Below are 18,408 nucleotides of genomic sequence, written 5' to 3'. Positions count from 1 at the left end.
AACAACAGTGCGCTTCAAACTCTCGCTGTGTTTGGACATGAAAACCCCCGAAGGTTGATGTCCAACTTTCGGGGGTCAGTTCAGCTTGGCAGGGGCATTGTCATTGGCTGTTGTCGAAGGCGGCAAGAAGGCTCGCAGTGTTTCGGCTTCGGGTTTTGCCTTTCTCGCCGCGATGGTCGCCAACGCCGCCTCTTCGCCCGTCTCAAGTTGGGCAAGATAGGCATCGACGATGCCAGCCGATGCGATCTGCTGCGATTTGACGGCCATTGGCGCGGCCGGCAAAGTCAACAGCGCTGGCGCTGTCTGTTGTGCGAGCAGAGACGGTGCCGGCGGTTGGACCAGCGCCTTGACCAGTGCCGCCATGACTGGATCAGCCTGCCCCGAGGGCACTGCCTGCGGCGTCATCACTTCCCTGAGCAACGCGGGAAGACGAGTGGAGGAAATGTCCATTGCGGCCTGCCAACACCATTTTTCCGCTTCACAATAAGCGTTCAGCATTGTCTCAGGCTTGTCGCATGCTTGACCTCGCCGGGAATTTATGGCGAGAAATCCTCATGAACCCTGGCGTCCCCGCATGATGAACCGTTTCGAAGGCCCCGGCGGCAAGGAAGCCCGCATCCGCTATTTGGATGGCGACTTCCAGGTTACCAGTCCCGGCGCGTTCGTGCGCTGCGCGGTGACAGGCGAAAGCATTCCGCTCGACGAGTTGAAATACTGGAGCGTCGCCAGGCAGGAGCCCTACATCAGCGCCACCGCCTCGCTGCGCCGCGAAATCGAGATGCATCCGGAGCTGCGTAAGCGCGGTTAGAGCAGTTCACCGTTTCACGGAACGGCGAACCGCTCTATCTCTTTGTTTGACGCAATTCCCAAGGGAAAGCGCTATGCGCTTTTTCCGGGAAAACCGTTTCACACTTTTCCTGGAATTGCTTTAGCCTTTCAGCTTGCGCTGGCGCCAGGCATCGAGCGTCTCATCGATGATGCGCTCGGGAACGTGGTCGAGTTCGAAGACCGTGTCGATCTCCAGCACCTCGAGCCGGTCGAGAAAGTCCTGTGAGGCGCCGTGGCGTAGCCGGGCGGCGTCCTTGGCGGTGGTGATGAGCACCAGCCCTTCGGCGCGTGCGGTCGCCGCCAGCTCGGCAAGTTCGTCCTCGGCATAGAAATGATGGTCCGGAAACGGCCGCGTCAATGCCAGTTCGCCGCCGGCTTCGCGCACCGTGTCGAAGAATTTCTCGGGATGGCCGATACCGGCGAAGGCGAGGAACCGCTTGCCGGCAAGCCCTGCCTTGCTGCTTGGCTCTATATGGGCCTCGAAGATTGGCCGGCCGGCGCGTGCCGCCTGGCGGACCACGGCGTCGGCGGCAGTGCCCTCGCCCATTTTCAACAGCCCGCTGGTGAAGACCAGCTGGTCGACGATTTTGGCCCTGAGCGGCCCGCCCGGAATGACGCGGCCATTGCCGATCCCATAGCGCGCATCGACGACGACCAGCGCATAATCGATGTGGATGCGGGCGCTCTGGAAGCCATCATCCATGATCAGGAAATCGCAGCCATGCCGTTCCAGCAGCAGCCGAGCGCCGGCGGCGCGGTTCGGCGTCACCGCCACCGGCGCGTGTTCGGCGAGCAGCAGCGGTTCGTCACCGACATGCCGGGCGCTGTCGTGATGGATATCGACGACATGCGGCTCGGCGAAGGAGCCGCCATGGCCGCGCGACAGGAAGCCTGGTTTGAGACGCATGCGCTTGGCCTGTTTGGCGAGCGCGATGGCCACCGGTGTCTTGCCGGTGCCGCCAACCGTGAAATTGCCGATGCACAGAACGGGTGCTTCGATCTTCTCGCGCTTGGCCCGCCGCATGCCGCGGCCGGCGGCGGCGGCATAGATGGCCGATAGCGGCGACAGCGCCAAGACCCGCCAGTCCGGCTCTTCCCACCAGAATGGTGGTGCTTCGGAGGCCACGCTAGCGCCCGTTCGCGCCCTTCAGGCGCGACTTGACGACCAGCGGCTGGATGTAGGGCTCAAGCGATTTCAGCGTGCGCGCCAGCGCGCCGCGCATCTCGTCGACGGTCGCTACACCCGCCGCCATCATCTCGTGGCGCGCCACTTCGTTGGTCAGGAGGAAATTGACGGCGCCGGCCAGCATGTCGCGATCGCGCACCAGCTTGGCGCCGCCGCTGTCGAGGAGACGCTGGTAGGCCTCGCGAAAATTCTGAACATTGCGCCCGGCGAGAACCGCCGTGTCGAGCATGGCCGGCTCCAGCGGGTTCTGGCCACCCTCGGAGGTCAGCGAGCGGCCGACGAAGGCGATTTCTGTCAGCCGGAGATAGAGCCCCATCTCGCCGATCGTGTCGCCGAGCAATATATCCGTGTCGGCGGCGATCCTGTCGCCCTTGCTGCGCCGCGCGACCTTCAGGCCCAAGCCGGAAATCTGCGCCGCAAGGGCCTCGCCGCGATCGGGATGACGCGGAACGACGATCGTCAGAAGGCCATGGTGGCGCTTGTGCAGCGTCGCGTGGACTTCAGCCGCGACCACTTCCTCGCCGTCATGGGTCGAGATCGCCGCCCAGGTCGGGCGCGTGCCTATCTGCCGCCGCAGCGTCGCCAGCGCCCGTTCGTCGACGGGCGGCGGCGAGGTATCGACCTTGAGATTGCCCGACACGGTGACCGGCCGGGCGCCGAGCGCCAGAAACCGCTCGCCATCGACATCCGACTGCGCCACGACGTGAGCCAGGTTCTCGAACAACGCCTCGGCGATGTTGGCGCGTTTCTTCCACGACTTGAACGAGCGGTCGGACAGCCTGCCATTGACCAGCACCTGCGGCACGCGGCGCGCGCCAAGCTCGAGGATGGTCATCGGCCAGATCTCGGATTCGGCGATGATCGCCAGATCCGGCTGCCAGTGATCGAGGAACCGGCTGACCGCCGGCTTGAGATCGAGCGGTACATATTGGTGGATGATCCGATCACCGAGACGCTCGTCGGCGACCTGCGCCGAGGTGACCGTGCCGGTCGTCAGCACGATGTTGACGCCATAGTCGAGAATGCTTTCGACCAGCGGCACGACGGCTATGGTCTCGCCGACGCTCGCCGCGTGGATCCAGATCACCGGCCCGTCGGGGCGCGCGCGGCCGGCGACGCCATAGCGCTCGCGGCGGCGGTAGCGGTCTTCCTTGCCGCGCGAGGTGCGCCAGGCAACATAGGGCCCGACCAGCGGATAGGCTGCCGCACCCGCGAACCGGTAAGCCGACAGCATGGCCCGTGCCCAGCGGCCGCTCATCGCGGAGCATCCACGAGACGGTAGGCCTCGGCAGTCGCGGCATTGAGCGCGGTCGTCACTTCCTGGCGCTTGCGCTCCATTTCGGCGTCATCGGCGCCGGCCGCCACGAAGATCGGTTGGCCGATGACGATCGACGAACGGCCGAACGGCAGGTTGATGGTGGTCTTGTCCCAGCTCTTCTCCAACACCTTGCGACGGCTGGTGGTGATGGCGACAGGCACAAGCGGCCGGCCCGAGAGGCGAGCCAGGAGAACGATGCCAAGCCCTGCGTCTCGCGGCGTGCCGTGCGGAATATCTGCGATCATGGCGACGTTCTTGCCGACGGCGAGCGACTTTTTCAGGGCGATAAGCGCTTTTGCCCCACCCTTGTCGAGGTGCCTGGCATTTTCCCGCCCGCCCGACCCGCGCACTGCCTCGATGCCGAATTTCTCCAGCATCAGCGCGTTGAGCTCAGCATCGGCGCTGCGCGAAACCATGGCGACCAGCGGCTTGCGCTTGGGATAATAGGCCGGCGTCAACAGATGCTGGCCGTGCCACAGGGCTATGATGCCAGGCTCGAACTCGGTATAGGCGCCACCCGAAAACCGCGCCGAGCCCTCTACGACGCGATTGGTGAGGCGCACGAAGCGGACGAACTGGGCGAACAGGCTGGCGATGGCGTTCTTGACGAATCGCGACTGCGCCAGCGGTTGGCGAATCTTGCGCCAGAAGGCCTTGGTCGTGCGGCTGCGTCCCCTGCCCGTGGGCGCGGCATCGCTTGCTGGCCCTTTCGCCAGGTCATGCTCCATCGAAGTCAACCGGCAGCCTTGTTGTCGGGGTCCAGCAGCCGGTGCAGATGAACGACGAAGTAACGCATGTGGGCGTTGTCCACGCTGGCTTGCGCCTTGGCTTTCCACGCCGTGTGCGCGGATTGATAGTCGGGATAGATGCCGACGATGTCGAGCCCGTCGAGATCGCGGAATTCGGTGCCGCCAAGCTTCTTCAGTTCGCCACCGAACACCAGATGCAAAAGCTGTTTCTTTCCGTCTTCCGCGGCCATGTCGGTCCTTCACATATCGTGAGTTTGTGACAGGTCTAGACCAAAGCCGCCGACTTTGGAACCTTTAGGGCGAGATGAATTCATCTCGCCCGGGAAAACGCTTTCACGCGTCCAGACCGGCGATGACGCCGGCGAGCACGGCCAGCAATTCACCGCTGCCGGCAGCAAGGGCGCCGTGACGAGTCACCTCGCCGGCATAGAGCGGAGCACGGCCATGCTGGTCGAGCAACTGGCCGCCGGCCTCGCGCAAGATGAGATCGGCCGCGGCGATGTCCCAGTCATGCGCGTTCGGCTTGACGAAAGTGGCATCCAGCGCGCCATTGGCAATCATGGCCAGCCGATAGGCGAGCGAAGGGCTGTAGGGCGCCCGCTTCAGGCGCGCCTGCCATTCGGCCGGCATCAGGTCGGTCAACTGCTTCAGCCCGGAAATCTCGGCCGTGTCTGCCAGCTGGCGAACCGCAATGCGCTTGCCGTTGCGGAAGGCGCCCTGACCGGGCAGCGCCCAATAGGTCTCCTCCATCGCCGGGCATTCCAGCACGCCGGCCAACGTGCGGCCATGCTCGACGACGGCGACGCTGACACACCAGGTACGCTGGCCTTCCAGAAAACCGCGTGTGCCGTCGATCGGGTCGACGACGAAGGTGCGGCGTGCGGAAAGCCGGACCGGATCGTCGACCGTCTCTTCCGACAGCCAGCCATAGTCGGGCCGGGCCGCCAGCAGCGTTTCGCGCAGATAGGCGTCGGCGGCATGGTCGGCCTCGCTGACCGGCGATGTGCCGCCCTTCATCCAGACTTGTGGGCTGTTGCCGAAGTAGCGCATGGCGATGACCCCCGCCTCGCGGGCGGCATCGCGCAGCAGCGGCAAGTCCCCAGAGGCGCCGGAGATGGCCCCGGCAGTGGTCAGGTCATGCTCCGGCAAGGGTCATGCCTTCGATCAGGAGCGTTGGGGCGGCGGTGCCGAAATTACGGTCGAGGTCATCGGCCGGCACCATGTTGAGGAACATCGTCTTCAGGTTCGAGGCGATTGTGACCTCGGCGACCGGATAGGCCAGCTCGCCATTCTCGATCCAGAAACCCGAGGCGCCACGGCTATATTCGCCAGTGATCATGTCGACGCCCTGGCCGAACACTTCGGTGACGTAGAAGCCGGTCTTGAGCGATTTGATCAACTCTTCCGGTGACCGCTCGCCCGGCTCGATGGCGAGATTGGTGGAGGATGGCGTCACGGAAGAGCCGCCGCGCGCGCCGCGGCCGTTGGTGACGAGGCCCAGTTCCCTTGCGGCCGAGGTCGACAGGAACCAGTGGTTGAGCACGCCCTTCTCGACCATCAACAGCTTTTCGCCCTCGACGCCTTCACCGTCGAACGGCCGCGAGGCCTGGCCACGCAGCCGGAGCGGCTCGTCGGTGACGGTGATGGCGGACGCGGCCACCTGCTTGCCCATCATGTCGCGCAGGAACGAGGTCTTGCGCGCGACCGAGGCGCCGTTGATGGCGCCGGCAAGATGGCCGGCGATGCCGCGCGCGACGCGCGGATCGAAAACCACGTCGACCGGCCCGGTCGCCGCCTTGCGCGCGCCGATGCGGCGCACGGCGCGCTCACCGGCCTTGCGACCGATGTCCTCGGGCGCATCGAGATCGGCAAAATGCTGGCGCGAGGAGAATTCATAGTCGCGCTCCATGCCGGTGCCCTCGCCGGCGATGACGCTGGCCGAGCGCGAGAAACGCGAACCGACATAGTGGCCGAGGAAGCCGTGCGAGGTGGCCAGTACCAGACCGCCCAGCCCCGCACCGGCGCTGGCGCCGGCCGAATTGGTCACGCCCTTGACGGCAAGCGCTGCCGCTTCCGCCGCCAATGCGGCTTCCTTCAACTGGTCGGCGGACACTTCGGTGGCGTCGAAGAGATCGAGATCGCGCGTCTGTTTGGCCAGCAATGCCGGGTCGGCCAGCCCCTGATAAGGATCCTGCGGCGACACTTTCGCCATCGCAACGGCGCGCTCGGCCAGTGTTTTCGGGTCGGACGCCGCTGTCGCCGAGACACTCGCCACGCGGCCGCCGACGAAAACGCGCAGCGCGACATCCTCGCTCTCGGAGGCTTCGGTAGCCTCGACCTTGCCGAGACGCACCGACACGCCGGTCGAGCGGCCGCGCACGGCCACCGCGTCGGCGGCATCGGCGCCGGCCTTCTTGGCAGCCTCGACCAGGGCCGCGACGCGGTCGGTCAATTTTGCTGCGTCTGATATATCGGTCATGCCTGAAATCCTGCTGGTGCGGCCGGTGTGCGGCCGTTGCCCACCCATCTATTGTTCCGGTCCGGCTTGTGCAATGGCATAGGCTTCAATCAAAATGCAGGGTGGGCGGTTCAAAACCGCGAACCCTGTGACGCAAAATCGGTCCGCAGCCTGCACGGAGCATTTCGATGACGCCTTTCCATCTCGCCTTCCCGGTCCGTGATCTCGATGAAACCCGCGTTTTCTATGGCGAGGTGCTGGGCTGCGCCATCGGCCGTTCGTCGGCGACCTGGGTCGATTTCGACCTTTACGGCCACCAGATGTCGGCGCATCTGCGGCCGCAGGCCGCACAGGCCCCCAGCGACGGCAAGGTCGACGGCATTGTCGTGCCGATCCCGCATTTCGGCGCCGTGCTCTTGATGGACGACTGGCAGCGCCTGGCGACGCGGCTGGAGGCGCGCGACGACATCGACTGGCTGGAACGGCCGATGGTCCGCTTCAAGGGCGAGCCCGGCGAACAGGCGACACTGTTCATCCGCGACCCCTCGGGCAATGCCTTGGAATTCAAAGGCTTTCGCTCGCTGGAGCAGGTTTTCGCGCACTAGCTCAGATCGATGGCATCGGTCGATCAACGGCCGAAACGGCCTGCCGCGAAAGGTGCGAGCCGAGCCGGATCGCCGCGTCCGCCGATCAAGTCGGCGACCAGCCGCGCGGTGATCGGAGCCAGCGTCAGGCCGAGATGGCCGTGCCCGAAAGCATGAATTACGCGGGAGCTGCCGCGCGAAGCGCCGATGACCGGCCTGGAATCCGGCAGGGACGGCCGGAAGCCGAGCCATTGCGAGGCAGGCGAGCCGAGCCCGGGAAAAATTTGCCTGGCGCCACGGTCAAGCAGCGCCAGCCGGCGCGGATTTGGCGGCGCGACCAGGCCCCCGAGTTCGACCGTGCCGGCGACCCGCAAGCGGCCAGCCATCGGCGTCAGGTAGAAACCAAGATCGACGGGACAGACAGGCCGGTTGAGCAGCGGCGCGTCGGTCTGGAATTCCAGATGGTAGCCGCGCTCGGTCTCGAGCGGAATCCTGTCGCCGGCCTGCGCGGCCAGTGCGCGTGACCGTGCACCGGCGGCGATCACCACCGTGCCAGCCTTGATGCGAACGCCGGGGCCGCTGAGTTGGACACCGCCAGCCTCGACCTGCAGCCCGGTGATCTCAGCCTGCTTCACCGATGCACCACGGGCGCTCACCGCGCCCAGCAACCGCCGCATCACCATTGCCGGATCGGTGACATTGATCGAGTCGGGAAAATACACGCCATGCGCTGCTGTCGCCGGCAGGCCCGGCTCAAGTGCCGCCACCTCTTCGGGAGTCAGCACCTCTTGGTGGATGCCAAACCCAGCGCGCATTGCCCGGCCGCCGGCGCCAGCGGCAAAATCGCTCTCGCGGCGATAGAGGTAAAGACAGCCATTGCGGCGCAGCAGATCGTCCAGATCGGCCTCCCCAGCCATTTCCTCCCAGGCCGGGAGGGCGTCGGCCAGCAGTCCGGCGAGCGCCAGTGCATTGGCCCGGGTGGCCGCCGGCAGCGATTGCCGCATGAACCGAACGAGCCATGGCGCCAGCTGCAGCAGCGCCGGCCAGCGCAGCGAAAACGGGCTGTCGGGATCAAGCAGCAGCTTTGGCAACGCCCGCAGCACCGCAGGAGTGCCGACCGGCATGCAGGCATATTCGGCGATCGTCCCGGCATTGCCGAACGACGCGCCGGAGCCCGGCTCGTTCGGATCGATGAGCAGAACTTCGCGGCCGGCCGCGACAAGGCGAAGCGCCGTCGCCAGCCCGACAACTCCGGCGCCGACAATGGCGATTTCGACCTTTTCAGAAGCAGCCACTGTGGATCTTCCCGATTGACCTTGAAATCCCGTACCGATCATGTGGTCTCTTGGTTCGGGGTCACGGTCCAGTCTTGATCCCTGGAATCGAATAGGCCAGATCTTTCCGCGCCTAGGCAACAGGCGTCCAGATCACGTCCTCGATCTTTTGCGCGCCGGTGGCCAGCATCACCAGCCGGTCGAACCCGAGCGCGATGCCGCTGGCAGGCGGCATGATGGCCAGGGCGGCGAGGAAATCCTCGTCCAGCGGATAGCGCTCGCCATAGATGCGCTCTTTCTCATCCATCTCGAGGATGAAACGCCGGCGCTGCTCGTCGGCGTCCGTCAGTTCGCCAAACCCGTTGGCGAGTTCGACGCCGCAGCAATAGAGTTCGAAGCGCTCGGCGACGCGCGGGTCGCTCGGGCTCGGCCGCGCCAATGCCGCCTCGGCCAGTGGATATTCGCACAGGATGGTCGCCCGCCCCTGCCCGAGCAACGGCTCGATCTTTTCCACCATCACACGGCTGAACAAATCTGCCCAACTATCGTCGGGCGCAGTGCGCAGGCCGGCCCGGGTCAACGCCGCATACAGCGCGTCGCGATCGGTGCTGCCGTCGGCGGCGACCGTTGCCAGCAGATCGATGCCGGCGTAGCGAGTGAAGGCCTCCGCCACCGTCAGCCGTTCCGGCTCGGCAAACGGATCGCAGTCGCGGCCCCGAAACGAGAAAAGAGTAGCCCCTGCCCTTGTCGCGGCCAGCGCCAGGAAGGCCGCGCAATCCTGCATCAGGCTCTCATAGGCCTCGCCCACCCGGTACCATTCGAGCATGGTGAATTCGGGATGGTGCAAAGGCCCGCGCTCACGGTTGCGGTAGACCGGACCGAAGCTGAAAATCCTGACTTCACCGGCGGCGAGCAGCTTCTTGCAGGCGAATTCCGGAGAGGTGTGGAGATAGAGCGGCGCCCTTGCACCGTCCGGCCCGACCGCTTCCGTGGCGAAGGCCGTCAGATGCGCCTCGTTGCCGGGCGAGACCTGCAGCGCTGCCGTCTGCACCTCGACGAAATCATGGGCGGCGAACCAATCGCGCAGGCTGGCGGCGATGCCGTTGCGCAGCATCAGCCGCGGGCGGCGGTCGGCGTGGACATGCGGCGTCCACCAGGGCGAAGCTTCGGTCATGCGGCTCGGAACATGGTGGAAGGGGGCTGGCGGCGGCGGCCAAGATGCGGTAGGCCCCCATCCAGCGCCGCACAAGCCGGCAAACGCCAGTCAACTCTTCTTGCAGGATATAAAACCGTGGTGAAAGTCATCGCCAGTTCGCTCCGCAAAGGCAACGTCGTCGAAAAGGACGGCAAGCTTTATGTGATCCTCTTTGCCGAAAACATCCACCCAGGCAAGGGCACGCCGGTGACGCAGCTAGATATGCGCCGCATCGGCGACGGGGTAAAGGTTTCGGAGCGCTACCGCACCACCGAACAGGTTGAGCGCGCCTATGTGGAAGAGCGCGAGCACACCTTCCTCTATCGCGACGGCGAAGGCTTTCATTTCATGAACCCGGAAAGCTACGACCAGGTCGCGGTGTCGGAAGCCGTGGTCGGCGACATGGCGCCTTACCTGCTGGAAGGCATGGCCGTGCAGGTGTCGCAGTTCAACGGCATCGCCATCTCCCTGGTGCTGCCGCAGCGCGCCACCTTCGAAGTGGTGGAAACCGAGCCGACCACCAAGGGCCAGACGGCCTCGTCCTCCTACAAGCCGGCCGTGCTGTCCAACGGCGTGCGCACCCTGGTGCCACCCCACATCGCGCCAGGCACCCGCGTGGTCGTGATGACGGCGGACGGGGCTTATGTGGAGCGCGCGAAGGACTGAGGGGGCTGGCTTTTAGCTTCAGGGTGAAGGCGGTTATTCCTCAGCGAGCGACCCTTAGAGACGAGGCATCGAAGGCCCGCAATCAGACCGACGGCTTTCGGCGCCCGTGCGCCGGAAGCTGACGTTGAGGTCATAGGCGGCGACGTGATGGCGGTTCCGCTATCAGATCATGTTTGACATACCGAGCGCAGTAAGCAGGTTGTTTTGAATAGGAGCGACGGCCTGATTCAGTCCCTCCACCCCGAAGTCCATGCCCTCTGGCATGACGACGGTGCGCAATGGGCGCCGTTCCGTAGCCTCGACTAGCCGTGCGATGGCGTCAGCCACCAACTGAGGGCGGGGTGGATTCGCAGGATCAAGTCCCTGATCGGAGTTGTTTTTGATTTGGCCTGGGACCAACGCAACTGCGCCATATGTCGCCAAGACCTGCTCGTCCGAGGGCGCTGGGCTAGATGGAAGCAGATTGCTCGGAAATGGCCCGGGTTCCACGATCACCGAGTCTACGCCGAAGCTGGACAGTTCATATCGATATGCCTCGGCAAGCGCTTCAAGCGCGAACTTGCTCGCGGAATAGACACCGAAGAACGGAAAGATGACACGCCCCATCAACGAGGTGACATGGATCAGCACGCCGCTGCCCGCAGCACGCATATGGGGTAGGACGGCGCGGTCGGCCCTTACGGCCCCAAAAAAGTTCACCGCAAATTGCTGCTCGATGTCTGCCACCGTGTAGGCTTCGGTCACGCCGACGAACATCGTGCCCGCGTTGTTGATGAGCGCATCAATCCTGCCGTGTTGCTCGACGACCCGATCGATCGCAGCGTTGACCGACGCTTCGTCCGTCACATCCATCTCAATGACCTGGAGCTCATGCCCTTCGGCTTTTGCAGCGTTGATTAGCTCACTGCCCGTCTGGCTGTTTTTGCCTTCGATGTCGCGCATGGTCGCGACCACTACGTGCCCGCGCCTGGCGAGCTCCAAGGCGGTGAGCTTTCCAAAACCGCTGCTCGCGCCGGTAACAACTACAACCTTGCTGCACATTTTCTCGATCCTCTCGCTTGCCCACCTAACGGGGCAAGCAGGAATATACAGACCTGTATGTCCGTTGCAAAGAGAAAATAGACAGACTATTCTGTTTCTACACCGAACGCGCACCCGGCAGGCGAGAATGAAAACTTTGGATGTGAGTGAGTACCTCGACCTGGAATCGCGGTCGCTGCACGCCTCGGCTCCGCGAGAGCGAATTCTGAAAACAGCGTCTGAACTATTTTACCGAAACAGCATCCATACGGTGGGAATAGATCGCATCATCGCCGAGAGCGGCGTCGCAAAGATGACGTTCTATAAGCACTTCCCCTCGAAGGCCAATCTTGCCGCTACCTATCTGCGCCACAAAAGCGCGCTGTGGTTCGACATGCTGGCGACTGCGACAGAACAAGCCGGACCGGTGCCGCTGGATCGCGTGCTGGCTATTTTCGACACACTGAACGCGTCCTTTCAGGAGCCTACTTTCCGCGGCTGTCCTTTCGTTCGAGGGCTGGCCGAGTTCGGACCGGACGCGGAAACGCCAGAGGTGCAGGCAACGCTCGCAGCATATTTCCATAACTTACATGAGTTTGTCGTGTCGCTCATCCAGCCCTTGAAGTTGAAAAATCAAGAGAGCGTGGTCGTCCAGATCCTAGCGCTCATCCAGGGCTCGCTCGTGAACGCACAAGCCATGAGGGGGGGCGTTGAACCTCTTGCAACGCGCGACGCGGCCAAGATGCTGCTCAAGGCTGCGGTTGAGCCGGCTGATCGAAACTTCGACGTCTGCAGCGCCTGATGGTCAGCTCAGACGAAAAACGCGGCCGCAGGCCGAGCGCCAGAATTTGGCGGCGAATGGAGCAAATTCGGCCTCCGCTCGATGAAGAAAAAGTAAGCGCAACATCAATGAGGACGATCGATGCATATTCCAGCTAGCAAATCGAAAGAATAACGGCGAAATTGTCGTTGACGACAAGACGCCCTGGGCCACGGTTTCGTGAGGCATCAACCCTTCCAGAAATTTTCAGGGCATGTGGAGAGCGAGGGTCCATGGCGATGGCCCTAGTGAAAGAGGCGCCCCAGTAAGTTGGCGAAGGCTGCGTGCCGCCCGCTTATCGCGGGCGGCCGCAATCTAAATCAGGCAGAGAGAGATCGATTGGTTGCGACTGCGCCAGCTCGGGTGAACTCTGCATCCGGCTTGGAGAACGATGCCATGATGGCGTCGCGGTTCGAAGGAGCGCGTTTCCTGTCAGCGGCGGTGAGCGCAGTCTTGAGTTCGTGGGCGGTCAACTCAGTGCAATAGGCGGGAGTGCCCGGCTGCAGTCGCCAGGACTCCTCAAGAGTACCCGCATCCACCGCATCGAAGCCAGTGACGCTGATGAGATCGGATACAAGTGCTTTGGCCGCGGCGTCGTCACCCGAAATCGGGATGGCAATGCGACCTGGAGCACCGGCCTCCAAACCGGCCTCTGCCAATGTCTGCGTTAGCAGTGCGTTCCAAGCCTTAACAAGGGGGCGCCCCACCTGCTCGCTGGCCCAAACGGTCTCCGGCTTGCCGCTATCAACCTCGAAGATTTTGCTGTCACGGGTTGGATAGTAGTTGGAGGTGTCCACCACGATTGCGCCAGCAGGGGCGCCGGCAAGAATCGTTGCCAGGTCTGGGTTCTTGGCAAAGGGCACTGACAGGATGACCACATCGGCATCCAGTACTGCCGCCTCTCTCCCAACGGCCTGGATGCCGGTGCCGGCAACTGTGTCCGCAAGACTTTCGGGGCCACGCGAGTTCGCCAGTTTCACCTGGTGGCCAGCGGCGTCCAGCTTCTTTGCAACCAGCGAGCCGATGTTGCCGGCCCCAATGATTCCGATTTTCATTTTACATCCTTTGGTTTTCAAATTTTAGCAGGGTGAGCGAAGTCATGAAGAGTGTCTCGCAGCGCTATGATCTCGTCCTCGGACATTTGACAGGCACTCTTGATCTTGCCGGAGATGCTCCAGACCTCGTCTTTGATGCTGTGAGCGGCAGGTGTGAGATCGACAAGGACCCGGCGTTCGTCCTCGGGATCTCGCATTCGCGTCACCATCCCGCAGGTATCGAGCCGCTTGAGCAATGGGGTGATCGTGCCGGTGTCCATGCCCAAAGCGTTTCCAAGATCACCTACGGACCGGGGCGCGGACGCATAGAGCTCCAGCATCACAAGGTACTGTGGAAAGGTCAGGCCCAGTGGATCGAGGAACGGCTTGTGCATGCGTGCCATCCGGCCCGCCGCCCCGTACAGGGCGAACGAGATTTGCATTCGAACCAAACGTGACGCGCTTTTTTGAGGTGCCATACCATAGCCCAAAGAGACAAGCCGACTTCACTGGCGAACTAGTATCTAGTGCACTAGATAGTGTTACTGTGGAGGAATGCAACCCTCCAGCTGCACTTGGAGTCAAACCGCATGCCGCGCCTCCAGCACCTTCTCCATCTGCCGCTTCAGCTCGCCATTGATGTCAGACGTCTCGTTCATCAAGGCGTCGATCTTCAGGAATCAAGCACGCGATATTCGACACTGCCGGGCGAACCAGGATGTCAGGGCGGCATTGTTTCAGCTTGTTGGCGATGATCGACTGCACATCAATTGCGTGGCGCCGTCAGGCCAGTGAGGTCAATGCGTGTCTATGGCGTTGACCGAAAACGACAAGGCGCCGTGCTATTTTTCATGAAACGTGTCGCAAAAGGCCTGCGCATTCCGTCCTTTGACCAAAGAAGGAGCGCGCCATGCGAAAACTTATCGTCACCGAATTCATCAGCGTCGATGGCATTGCCGAGGTCGAGAAGCTGCCCAGGGTGATCTGGAACGACGAGATGAACAGGTTCAAGGAGGAGGAGCTTGCCGACAGCGGCGCCATGCTTTTGGGGCGCACGACCTATGAGATCTTTGCCGGCTCCTGGCCAACGGAAACCGGAGATTTTGCCGACCGGTTCAACGCGCTGCCGAAATATGTCGCTTCGACCAGCCTGAAGGCGCTCGACTGGAAGCCGGCCGAATTGCTGAAGGGACCGCTGCCGGATGCGGTCAGGACGCTGAAGCAAGGCAGCGGCGGCAACATCTATGTGCATGGCAGCCTGAGCGTTGCGCAGGAATTGCTGCGCCATGGCCTGGTCGACCGCGTCAGGCTGCTCAGCTACCCCGGCACCGTCGGCCAGGGCAAGCCACTGTTCCCAGGCGGCGCGGCGGTGTCGCTCGAACTGATTTCGGCGACGCCGTTCAGCAACGGTGTTGTGGCGCTGGAGTATGTGCCGGTGGCGAAATCGTAAATCGGTTGGAGCCTTTCAGATCGCGTCGGGAAGATGCATCCTCACCCGACCTGCTTTCCTCGCCTCCCTTTAACGGCGGCGGCGCTCCTCGCCTCCAGCACCCTCTCCACCTGCCGCTTCAGCTCGTCCTTGATATCCACCGTCTCGTTCATCAAGGCGTCGATCTTCAGGAAGTCGAGGACGCGGTATCTCGAGACTGCCGGGCGGACCAGGATGTCGGGGCGGCATTGCTTCAGCTTGTTGGCGATGATCGACTGCATCATCAGCTGCGTGGCGCCGAACATCAGGTCGACGGAGGTCGGCTGCTTGCGGTCGGCTTCTTCCGGCGCGCCGACCACGTCGACGCCGATAATGATGTCGGCATCGTTTTCGATCAGGTCGAACGGCACCGGGTTGTAGATGCCGCCATCGATCAGCAGCCTGCCGTCGCGCATCACCGGGCGGAACACGGCGGGGATTGCCGCCGACGCCGCCAGCGCCGAGTGCAGTTCGCCGTCATCGAAGACAGCGAGCTTGTGGCCGAAATAGTCGGTCGCCGTCACCTTGAGCGGGATTTTCAGCTCGGCGAAGGTTTCGGGAATGGCCTCGGGCAGAAAGGCTTTCAGGATACGCTCGACGTTGAACTGGCTGACGCGGACCTGCATGGCTTCGGCGATGGTGCCCGGCCGCGCCCGCCACATGCGGCTCGCCACCTCGGCGCGGCGGCCAAGAATCGAGCGGGCGTAGTCGTGGATCTCCTTGCCGGTCATGCCGGCGGCCATACCGGCGCCCATGATGGCGCCGATCGACGAGCCGGCAATCGCCACCGGCTTGATGCCCAGCTCGTCCAGCGCCTCGATGACATGGATATGCGCCAGCCCGCGCGCGCCGCCGCCGCCGAAGGCGATGCCGAAGGTCGGGCTCATCCCTTGCCGGCTCCGGCCAATTTCGGGCCGATGACCATGATGGTCGGCTCGGTCGTCAGCAGCTTTTTCGCCGCCGCCTTGACCTGGTCGAGCGTCACCGCGTTGATGTAGCCGGCGCGGCGCTGCATGTAGTCGATGCCGAGATCGTCGAGCTGCAGTTCGACCAGCGTCGAGGCGATGGCGCTGGAGGAGTCCAGATTGTTGATGGCGTAGGCGCCGATCATGTATTTCTTGGTCGCCGCCAGTTCCGCCTCGGTCGGGCCTTGTTCGGCCAGTCGCTTGACCACATCGCGGACGATGCCCAGCGTCTCGGCCGCACGGTCGGAGCGGGTGCCGGTGCTGACAATCAGCGCGTTGGCGTGGTCCTGGTTGATGAGCGAGGAGTTGACGCTGTAGGCCAGCCCGCGCTTCTCGCGCACTTCCTGGAACAGGCGCGAGGTGAAGGTGCCGCCGCCGAGGATCTCGTTCATCAGCACGGCGGGGAAGAAATCCGCCGCTTTGCGCTTCACGCCGGGAAAAGCGAGCTGCAGGGAGGTCTGCGGCAGGTCGTAGTCGACCTCGATATGCTGCGCCAGCTTCGGGTCGATATCGGCCACCGGCCTCAGCGCCTGGTTTTGCGGCAGGTCGCCGAACACCATGTCGAGCTTCTTCTTCAGCGTCTCCGCGTCGATGGCGCCGACAACGGCGACACGCAGCCCGCCGCGCGCGAACACCGCTTTGTGCAGGGCTTTGAGATCATCGGGCGTGATGGTGGCGATGCTTTCCTTGGTGCCCTGGTCGGAGCGGGAATAGGGATGATCGCCATAGAGGGCGCGCGCCCATTTGTTCTGCGCCACCGTGTCGGGATCATTCTCGCCGGCGATGATGCCGGACAGGATCTGGGCGCGGATGCGGTCGATCGGCAGCTGGTCGAAGCGCGGCTCGTTGACCGCCAGCCGCAACAGGTCGAAGGCCTGGTCGCGCTGCTCGGCCAGCATGCGCATCGAGCCGTAGATGCCGTCGCGGCTCTCGTCGAAGCTCATCTCGGCGCCGGCATCGTCGAGCTTGATCTGGAAGTCTTCGCTGTCGAGCGGTCCGGCGCCTTCGTCGAACAGGCCGGTCATCAGATTGGCCAGTCCCTCCTTGCCGACCGGATCCTGCGTCGAGCCGCCGCCGAAAACAAAGCGGATGGCAACGACCGGCACGGAATAGTCCTCGACCAGCCAGGCGGTGATGCCCTTCGGCGAGGTGACGGACTGGATGTCCATGGCCCGCGCGGTGAGTGCCGGCAGGATGAGGAAGAGGATGGAGAGGAAAAGGGTGGTGAGGGGTGCGCGTACCGCGTTCGTGCTCGTCATCAAATCAATTCCCCGCCTGTTGCTGCGGCAAGAGATAGCCGGTGGTCGACCGTGCGAGCACGAGATAGCGCGCGGCGACGGCCTTGACCTCGTCTGTCGTGACCTTGCGGATGCGGTCCGTCCACTGCTGGACGTCCTGCACATTGCCGCCGGTGGCCAGCGTCGAGCCGTAGATGTTGGCCATGGAATCCTGCTTGTCGCGGGCAAAGATCATCGACCTGACATAGCGGTCCTTGGCCTTTTCCAGCTCCGATGGCGTGACGCCATCCTTGACGATGCGCACCACTTCGGCATCGACCGCCGCTTCGACGTCGGAAATCCTGGCATCGCCGCGCGGCGCGCCATAGACAGTGAAGTTGGTGTCGTCGAGCATGGTGCCCTGGAAAAAGGCGCCGGCGCTGGATGCGATACCTTGCTGGACGACGAGCGCCTGGTAGAGCCGGCTGCGATTGCCGCCGCCAAGGATCTCCGCCAAGAGGTCGAGCGCTTCCGCCTCGCCCGGCTTGCCGGTGTGATAGGACGGCACCACCCATTGCGTGGAAAAGCTCGGCACGCTGACGCGGGCATCGGCGAGCGTCACCGTGCGCTTGGTGTTCTGCTCCGGCTCGACCGGACGGATGCGCGGCGGCAGATCGGGGCCGCGCGCCACCTTGCCATAGGTCTTTTCGGCCAGCGCCCGCACCGTGTCCGGTTCGACATCGCCGGCAACGATCAGCACCGCGTTGTTGGGCCGGTAATATTTGTCATAGAAGGCTACAGCGTCGGCGCGGTTCAGCTGCTGCATCTCCTGCATCCAGCCGATGACCGGGATGCGATAGGGTTGGTTCTGCCACAGCGTCGCATCGACTTCCTCGTCCAGCACGGCCTCGGGGCTGTTGTCGATGCGCGAGCGGCGCTCCTCGAGGATGACATCGCGCTCGGTCTTGATCACATCGTCGGTGAGAATGAGATTGCGCATGCGATCGGCCTCGAAGCTCATCATCAGCTCGAGCGCCGACGGCGCCACCGTTTCGTGGAAGGCGGTGTAGTCGTAAGAGGTGAAGGCGTTGTTGGAGCCGCCGATATCGGAGATGGCGCGGTCGAACTCGCCGGCCGCATGGTTGGTCGTCGCCTTGAACATCAGATGTTCGAAGAAATGCGCAATGCCGGATTTGCCGGGCGGCTCGTCGGCGCTGCCGATCTTGTACCAGACCATGTGGGTGACGATCGGCGCACGGTGGTCGGGAATGACGACCACCTCCATGCCGTTGTCGAGCAGGAAATCCGTGACCTTGAACTCGGCCGGAACCGTGTTGGGCAAGACGGGGCTCTCGGCCAGCACCGGGCTGGTCATGACAAAAGCCAAAGAGGACGCCAACAGCGTTCCGCGCAGCCATTCAATCCTGGATGTCATCAACGGCTCCGGTTCTGTCTGCAGACGATAGGCAAGGTACTGGCGACAAGCAAAGTTAATTGTTGGTCATTTTAGAGGCGGTGCTCGGTTCCTCGCCCCCGTGAAGCGGGGGAGAGCGACTATCTGGGGTGTCAAGTTGCAATTACGAACTCGTTGCGCGCATCGCGTGCTTTTGCATTGAGGATGACCAG

At 63.4% G+C, this 18,408-nt stretch carries 20 protein-coding genes and 1 pseudogene; 5 read left to right on the top strand and 16 right to left on the bottom strand.

Features of this window, described 5'->3' with window-relative positions:
- Window positions 1-75: 75 nt before the first annotated feature.
- Window positions 76-450 carry a hypothetical protein gene (locus NKJ04_RS32835; RefSeq protein WP_352679977.1) on the bottom strand — a complete coding sequence of 125 codons (375 nt, stop codon included), beginning with the start codon at window positions 448-450 and terminating at the stop codon, window positions 76-78.
- A 124-nt stretch (window positions 451-574) separates the two neighbouring features.
- On the opposite strand from NKJ04_RS32835, the gene NKJ04_RS32830 reads away from it, so the two are divergent.
- Window positions 575-808, top strand: a complete 234-nt coding sequence (locus NKJ04_RS32830) for a DUF2093 domain-containing protein (protein ID WP_031213688.1) — start codon at window positions 575-577, stop codon at window positions 806-808.
- 120 nt (window positions 809-928) lie between these two features.
- Here the strand turns inward: NKJ04_RS32830 and lpxK are convergent, their stop codons facing one another.
- The 6 genes from lpxK to NKJ04_RS32800 form a co-directional block, all read right to left on the bottom strand.
- A complete protein-coding gene (gene lpxK / locus NKJ04_RS32825; RefSeq protein WP_023813560.1) occupies window positions 929-1,954 on the bottom strand; it encodes a tetraacyldisaccharide 4'-kinase in 1,026 nt (341 codons plus the stop codon).
- Window position 1,955: 1 nt separating this feature from the next.
- Window positions 1,956-3,272 carry a lipid IV(A) 3-deoxy-D-manno-octulosonic acid transferase gene (gene waaA, locus NKJ04_RS32820; RefSeq protein WP_023813559.1) on the bottom strand — a complete coding sequence of 439 codons (1,317 nt, stop codon included), beginning with the start codon at window positions 3,270-3,272 and terminating at the stop codon, window positions 1,956-1,958.
- Window positions 3,269-4,060 (bottom strand): lysophospholipid acyltransferase family protein, encoded by a 792-nt coding sequence (locus NKJ04_RS32815; protein ID WP_013532344.1) that lies wholly within the window; start codon window positions 4,058-4,060, stop codon window positions 3,269-3,271. Before NKJ04_RS32815 ends, waaA begins: the two co-directional genes overlap by 4 nt.
- 5 nt (window positions 4,061-4,065) lie before the next feature.
- A complete protein-coding gene (locus NKJ04_RS32810) occupies window positions 4,066-4,311 on the bottom strand; it encodes a DUF4170 domain-containing protein (protein WP_013532345.1) in 246 nt (81 codons plus the stop codon).
- A 103-nt stretch (window positions 4,312-4,414) separates the two neighbouring features.
- On the bottom strand, window positions 4,415-5,230 hold the full coding sequence (locus NKJ04_RS32805) for a 3'(2'),5'-bisphosphate nucleotidase CysQ (RefSeq protein WP_023813558.1): 816 nt from the start codon (window positions 5,228-5,230) through the stop codon (window positions 4,415-4,417).
- A complete protein-coding gene (locus NKJ04_RS32800) occupies window positions 5,217-6,560 on the bottom strand; it encodes a TldD/PmbA family protein (RefSeq protein ID WP_352679973.1) in 1,344 nt (447 codons plus the stop codon). The genes NKJ04_RS32805 and NKJ04_RS32800 overlap by 14 nt, the downstream gene beginning before the upstream one ends.
- Window positions 6,561-6,727: 167 nt before the next feature.
- On the opposite strand from NKJ04_RS32800, the gene NKJ04_RS32795 reads away from it, so the two are divergent.
- The gene (locus tag NKJ04_RS32795; RefSeq protein WP_013532348.1) at window positions 6,728-7,144 is read left to right on the top strand and encodes a VOC family protein; all 417 of its coding nucleotides are present in this window, start codon (window positions 6,728-6,730) and stop codon (window positions 7,142-7,144) included.
- Between the two features lie 23 nt (window positions 7,145-7,167).
- Here NKJ04_RS32795 and NKJ04_RS32790 read toward each other — a convergent pair whose 3' ends face one another.
- Together NKJ04_RS32790 and epmA are read right to left on the bottom strand one after the other, a co-directional pair.
- Window positions 7,168-8,418 carry an NAD(P)/FAD-dependent oxidoreductase gene (locus tag NKJ04_RS32790; protein ID WP_352679971.1) on the bottom strand — a complete coding sequence of 417 codons (1,251 nt, stop codon included), beginning with the start codon at window positions 8,416-8,418 and terminating at the stop codon, window positions 7,168-7,170.
- 112 nt (window positions 8,419-8,530) lie between these two features.
- Window positions 8,531-9,571, bottom strand: a complete 1,041-nt coding sequence (gene epmA, locus NKJ04_RS32785) for an EF-P lysine aminoacylase EpmA (RefSeq protein ID WP_352679969.1) — start codon at window positions 9,569-9,571, stop codon at window positions 8,531-8,533.
- A gap of 117 nt (window positions 9,572-9,688) precedes the next feature.
- On the opposite strand from epmA, the gene efp reads away from it, so the two are divergent.
- Complete coding sequence (efp, locus tag NKJ04_RS32780) at window positions 9,689-10,258, top strand: elongation factor P (protein WP_127289004.1); 570 nt, start codon at window positions 9,689-9,691, stop codon at window positions 10,256-10,258.
- A 162-nt stretch (window positions 10,259-10,420) separates the two neighbouring features.
- On the opposite strand, the gene NKJ04_RS32775 is transcribed toward efp, so the two are convergent.
- The gene (locus NKJ04_RS32775; protein WP_352553922.1) at window positions 10,421-11,299 is read right to left on the bottom strand and encodes an SDR family oxidoreductase; all 879 of its coding nucleotides are present in this window, start codon (window positions 11,297-11,299) and stop codon (window positions 10,421-10,423) included.
- A gap of 127 nt (window positions 11,300-11,426) precedes the next feature.
- On the opposite strand from NKJ04_RS32775, the gene NKJ04_RS32770 reads away from it, so the two are divergent.
- Window positions 11,427-12,080, top strand: coding sequence for a TetR/AcrR family transcriptional regulator (locus NKJ04_RS32770; RefSeq protein ID WP_352679967.1), 654 nt, complete (start codon window positions 11,427-11,429; stop codon window positions 12,078-12,080).
- 338 nt (window positions 12,081-12,418) lie between these two features.
- On the opposite strand, the gene NKJ04_RS32765 is transcribed toward NKJ04_RS32770, so the two are convergent.
- The 3 genes and pseudogenes from NKJ04_RS32765 to NKJ04_RS33775 all read right to left on the bottom strand — a co-directional run.
- Window positions 12,419-13,153, bottom strand: coding sequence for an NADPH-dependent F420 reductase (locus tag NKJ04_RS32765; RefSeq protein WP_352553918.1), 735 nt, complete (start codon window positions 13,151-13,153; stop codon window positions 12,419-12,421).
- A gap of 17 nt (window positions 13,154-13,170) precedes the next feature.
- The gene (locus tag NKJ04_RS32760) at window positions 13,171-13,527 is read right to left on the bottom strand and encodes a MarR family winged helix-turn-helix transcriptional regulator (RefSeq protein ID WP_352553916.1); all 357 of its coding nucleotides are present in this window, start codon (window positions 13,525-13,527) and stop codon (window positions 13,171-13,173) included.
- Between the two features lie 186 nt (window positions 13,528-13,713).
- A pseudogene (locus NKJ04_RS33775) lies at window positions 13,714-13,914 on the bottom strand (patatin-like phospholipase family protein); the annotation flags it as partial.
- 128 nt (window positions 13,915-14,042) lie between these two features.
- Here NKJ04_RS33775 and NKJ04_RS32755 point away from each other — a divergent pair.
- A complete protein-coding gene (locus NKJ04_RS32755; protein WP_352553914.1) occupies window positions 14,043-14,582 on the top strand; it encodes a dihydrofolate reductase family protein in 540 nt (179 codons plus the stop codon).
- A 41-nt stretch (window positions 14,583-14,623) separates the two neighbouring features.
- Here the strand turns inward: NKJ04_RS32755 and NKJ04_RS32750 are convergent, their stop codons facing one another.
- Genes NKJ04_RS32750 through NKJ04_RS32740 form a run of 3 tightly spaced genes read right to left on the bottom strand, consistent with a single transcriptional unit; the run spans window position 14,624 to window position 18,217 of the window.
- Entirely contained in the window at window positions 14,624-15,487 is an 864-nt protein-coding gene (locus NKJ04_RS32750; RefSeq protein WP_352553913.1) for a patatin-like phospholipase family protein, read from the bottom strand.
- On the bottom strand, window positions 15,484-16,824 hold the full coding sequence (locus NKJ04_RS32745; protein WP_352679964.1) for a M16 family metallopeptidase: 1,341 nt from the start codon (window positions 16,822-16,824) through the stop codon (window positions 15,484-15,486). The genes NKJ04_RS32750 and NKJ04_RS32745 overlap by 4 nt, the downstream gene beginning before the upstream one ends.
- A 4-nt stretch (window positions 16,825-16,828) precedes the next feature.
- Window positions 16,829-18,217, bottom strand: a complete 1,389-nt coding sequence (locus NKJ04_RS32740) for a M16 family metallopeptidase (RefSeq protein ID WP_352679961.1) — start codon at window positions 18,215-18,217, stop codon at window positions 16,829-16,831.
- Window positions 18,218-18,408 lie beyond the last annotated feature (191 nt).

The organism is Mesorhizobium sp. M0618, assembly GCF_040320765.1.
In the GTDB taxonomy this organism is placed as follows: Bacteria; Pseudomonadota; Alphaproteobacteria; order Rhizobiales; family Rhizobiaceae; genus Mesorhizobium.
Note: the sequence above shows the minus strand (reverse complement) of the source record. Positions and strands in the feature narration are given on the sequence as shown.